Raw genomic sequence first — 4,240 nt, forward strand, 5'->3', positions numbered from 1 at the left:
TCATATTTGATATTTTTGCTCTTGTCCCCCCCTTAGATATGGGGGGTTAGGGGGGATCTGATTTCATTTACCAATCATATTTTAAATTTCAGATTTTTGCTCTTGTCCCCCCCTTAGATAAGGGGGGTTAGGGGGGATCGGATTTCAATTACCAATTAGCAATTAGCCATTAGCAATTAGCAACGCCTTTGACTTCCATCTGGCATAGTTGTCCCGCACAAATTAGTAGCAGAAGTAAGTGTGATTCCGCTTAAAGTTGCTCCTTTTAAATCGGCATTGCTCAGGTTTGCACCGCTGAGGTTGGCTCCGCTTAAATCGGCATTACTTAAATCGGCATTACTCAAGTCTGCATCGGTGAGATTGACGCCTCTTAAATTAACTTTTGCCAGAATTGCTTGTTTGAGAATAACACCGCTTAAATTGGCACCGCTGAGGTCGGATCCGCTTAAATTTACACCGCTTAAGTTGACGCCGCCCAACTCGATTCCTCTCAGATTTACACCCCTAAAGTTAACGCCTCTGAGATTAGCACCCCGCAGATTTGTACTGTTTAAATCGATATCTCTGAGGCTGACATTAAATAAGTCTGCGCCGTTTAAGTTAGCGCCGTTTAAATTAATTCCGCTTAAGTCAGCTTCTCTCAAATTTGCGGATATTAGATTGGTGTTGCTTAAATTGGCTCCACCCAAGTTAGCGCTACTCAAGTTGGATCGATCTAAGTTAGCTTGGCTAAGATTTGTTTGGCGCAAATCGGCATTTGTCAGGTTGGCATTGGTTAAATTGGCGCTACTGAGATTGGCGTTTTTCAGGTCGGCAATAAATAGGTTTGCCCCACTCAGATTGGTGTTGCTCAAGTTGGCATTTTGCAAGTTTGTTCCGCTCAAGTTTGCACCTGTTAGGTTGGCATTTTCTAGGTTAATTTGACTTAAATTTACACTGCTAAGGTTAGCGCCTTGCAGATCCGCTCTTCGCATATCTCGACCCCTGGCAGGTTGATTGACCATTTCCCAAACCATGCGCCATTTGCTATCTATTTCGGTTTCGTAGTTGATTTTGCTGTCTCTGAGGTCGGTTCCCCGCAAATTTGCCGCTCTCAAGTCGCTACTGCTAAGATTAGCACCCCGCAAGGAAGCATTTTGCAAGTTAGCATTTCTTAAATAAGCACCGCTTAAGTCTGCGCCGCGCAAGTTGGCGTTGGTGAGGTTGGCGTTTCTCAGGTTGGCTTCGCGCAAGTATGCGTTGGCGAGGTTGGCGTTGCTGAGGTTGCATCCCGCACAGTCTCTGGTTTCCCGCAGGCGTCTGATGCTTGGGGACTCTTGCGCGACGATCGCTTCCTTACGGGTGTGACGCGGGGACGCGGGGACTTGGGGACGCGGGGAATAATCTGCAACTGATTTTGATTGCACCCCGGTTGCACTTCCCGAAACTAGGTACAGCAATGCGATCGCGCTTACACTGTAGGTCAAAATTTTTAATCTCATCACTCCATCTGCTGCTGGCAAAACTCCGGATTAAAAAATTTTTTGTATTATCCGTAGCAATTCCAATCTGTTATATCTTAATTTTATCAGGGTTCAAAATACCTTTCAGTCATCGTGTTGGGGTGCAATCTTAAAGATTTGAAACAGGCGGCTGCCTTGGTCAGCCGCCCCGTTTTCCTTTGTTTAAAATACAAGAGAGGCAAAATTTATGAAACCCTTTTTTAAATCCCTCGGCGTTACGGCGGGGGTTATAAGTATTTTTATTCACTCGGCGGTTCCAGTCTCGGCGCAAACAAGAGACTTTGAGCTAAAAGACTTTAATTTTTGGGCAAATCAATGTCGGGTGTTGGAGGGCCAACAAAATTATAATGAAGCTTTGGCGGCTTGCGAGAGAGCCATTACCCTTAGACCAAAAAGCAGAAATCCCCAACTTTGGTCAAGTCGCAGCAATGTGCTATTTCAACTTAAACGATACGCCCTTGCCGTCGCCTCTTACGATTATTTATTGCGCTTTGACGCTAAAAATTCTCTCGCTTGGACGCAACGAGGCGCAGCACTCTATGAATTAGGTCAATATGATGACGCGATCGCATCCCTAGAACAAGCTCTCAAAGTTAATGGCAATTGGGGCAATTCTTCCCCGGCTCTGGCCTGGTATAATAGAGGTTTGGCGTTAAAAAAATTAGGCCAAAATGAAGCAGCACTCGCTGCTTTTGACCGCGCTTTAACCATCAATCCAGATAATTCTTTAGCCATCCTGGAACGATGTGGAACTCTATCAGATTTGGGGCGGTATGATGAAGCAATAGCTGCTTGCAATCAAGCGCAAGATGCGGTTCCAGCAACGGCTTTAATTGCCAGAGCAACAGCACAACAGAAAGCGGGACAAATAGTGGAAGCGATCGCATCTTACGAACAAGCTTTAGCAGTCAATCCCAACGATGCTACAACCTGGACAAACCAAGCAATTCTATTTGAAAAATTAGGCCAGGATGAAAAAGCACTCAGTTCTTATAATAAAGCGATTCAAATTAATCCTAAATCGAGTTTAGCGCAAGTAAACCGCTGCGCCACACTTAACCGAATCGGAAATTACAAAGAAGCCCTGACTTCCTGTGAAAATGCCATAGCAGGTGATGGAAACTGGGGCGATAAAAATCCCGCCTATGCTTGGAATCAACGCAGCAGCGCCTTAATCGGATTGGCACAATACCAAGATGCAATCGCTGACGCCGAACGCGCTCTCAATATTAATATTAACTTCGCCGAAGCTTGGAACAACAAAGGCGTCAGCCTATGGCACTTACAAAAGTACGACGACGCCCAAGATGCCCTGCAAAAAGCCGTTGAACTTAATCCTAAATACAGTCAAGCCTGGTTCAATCAAGGCCGGATACTCAGCCAAATAAAACAGTACAGAGAAGCCCTCAAAGCTTATGAAAAAGCATTAAACACCGAGATAAACTTTCAGGAAAAACTCACATGTACCGAAATTTTGTCTAACAACCAAAATCTAGGCATCTGGAATTTAAAAGAATACGAAAACATCCTGAAATCCGCCAAAAACTTCTGTGCCGATATTTTGGCGAACCGCAGCGTAGCGCTCTGGAATTTAACCGATTACCAAAATGCATTGAAATCAACCGATCAAGCGATTATACTCAATCCTAAATCCTTAGAAGGTTGGTATAATAAAGGCGTTGTCTTAGTAGATTTAAAACAGTATGAAGAAGCCTTGGCAGCTTACGAACAAGCAGAGCAAATCAGCCCCAATAACTTTTACGTGCTGACTGGGAAAGGCTTAGCCCTGGTCGGAATGGGCGAAAACCAAAAAGCACTCGAAGCCTTTGAAGCCGCTTTGAACGTCAATCCCAATTACGCCCTAGCTCAACAACAACGAGACTTATTGATAGAAAAATTCAAGAGCCAAATTTAAACAGCCATGACCAATGAATTACAGACAGAATTTAAATTTATCCTGCCGAAAGGCTTAGTCGATGATCAAGGAAAAATTCACCGCCAGGGAATGATGCGCCTCGCAACAGCTAAAGATGAAATTTGGCTGCAAAAAGAGCCGCGAGTTCGAGACAATCCAGCCTATAGCGTTTTAGTCATGCTGGCGCGAGTGATTACCAATTTGGGCGAATTATCTTCAGTTACACCGGATTTATTAGAGAATCTTTTCACCCAGGATTTAGCTTACTTGCGGACATTTTACAATCAAATTAACCAACAGGGCAGCGCCACGATGCGGGTTAAATGTCCTCAATGCAATAGCAACTTTAACGTGGAGTTAGAACTATCGGGGGAGTCTCAGGCTACCCCTTAGACCAAATCTATGAGGAGGTAGCCTGCATTGCCTTTCACTTCCACTGGTCCTTAGAAGACATTGTAAATTTAGAACATGCCAGTCGCCGCCGTTGGGTAACAGAAATTGGCAAAATCAAGCGAAATCTAGAATAAATTTCTCAGCGGTTACGGGTACGGCAACATCAACAAGAAGACGCCAAGAAGTAGGGGCACGGCAAGCATAAAACCTTCGCTGGGACAAAATATTTCCCCCGCCGTGCCCAAACCCAGATACACGGTTTCTCGGCACGGCAAGCAAAAAACATTCCCAGAAAAAAAACAATACCCCCGCCTAGCAACTACACAGACAAACCGTTTCTCGGCACGGCAAGCATAAAACCTTCCCAGGGAAAGAACATTTCCCCCGCCGTGGTACTACAAAGAAACTCCAAAACTCTGAACTGCAAGCA

General features: G+C 44.8%; 4 protein-coding genes. 3 read left to right on the top strand and 1 reads right to left on the bottom strand.

Annotation, left to right across the window (positions count from 1 at the left end; all coding sequences use genetic code 11):
* Positions 1 to 176: 176 nt before the first annotated feature.
* Complete coding sequence (locus ACE1CM_RS09620; protein ID WP_374877192.1) at positions 177 to 1,481, bottom strand: pentapeptide repeat-containing protein; 1,305 nt, start codon at positions 1,479 to 1,481, stop codon at positions 177 to 179.
* 208 nt (positions 1,482 to 1,689) lie between these two features.
* Here ACE1CM_RS09620 and ACE1CM_RS09625 point away from each other — a divergent pair, with 208 nt between their 5' ends.
* Genes ACE1CM_RS09625 through ACE1CM_RS09635 form a run of 3 tightly spaced genes read left to right on the top strand, consistent with a single transcriptional unit; the run spans position 1,690 to position 3,944 of the window.
* Positions 1,690 to 3,417 (top strand): tetratricopeptide repeat protein, encoded by a 1,728-nt coding sequence (locus ACE1CM_RS09625; RefSeq protein WP_374877193.1) that lies wholly within the window; start codon positions 1,690 to 1,692, stop codon positions 3,415 to 3,417.
* A 6-nt stretch (positions 3,418 to 3,423) separates the two neighbouring features.
* On the top strand, positions 3,424 to 3,810 hold the full coding sequence (locus tag ACE1CM_RS09630; protein WP_374877194.1) for a phage tail assembly protein: 387 nt from the start codon (positions 3,424 to 3,426) through the stop codon (positions 3,808 to 3,810).
* A gap of 5 nt (positions 3,811 to 3,815) precedes the next feature.
* A complete protein-coding gene (locus ACE1CM_RS09635) occupies positions 3,816 to 3,944 on the top strand; it encodes a DUF6760 family protein (RefSeq protein ID WP_307731652.1) in 129 nt (42 codons plus the stop codon).
* Positions 3,945 to 4,240 lie beyond the last annotated feature (296 nt).

This window comes from Microseira sp. BLCC-F43 (genome assembly GCF_041929235.1).
Taxonomy (GTDB): Bacteria; Cyanobacteriota; Cyanobacteriia; order Cyanobacteriales; family Aerosakkonemataceae; genus Microseira.

What these genes read in the sequence shown, in the direction of transcription:
- ACE1CM_RS09620 (WP_374877192.1), bottom strand. Translation starts at nt 1,481, where the DNA reads ATGAGATTAAAAATTTTGACCTACAGTGTAAGCGCGATCGCATTGCTG.
- ACE1CM_RS09625 (WP_374877193.1), top strand. Translation starts at nt 1,690, where the DNA reads ATGAAACCCTTTTTTAAATCCCTCGGCGTTACGGCGGGGGTTATAAGT.
- ACE1CM_RS09630 (WP_374877194.1), top strand. Translation starts at nt 3,424, where the DNA reads ATGACCAATGAATTACAGACAGAATTTAAATTTATCCTGCCGAAAGGC.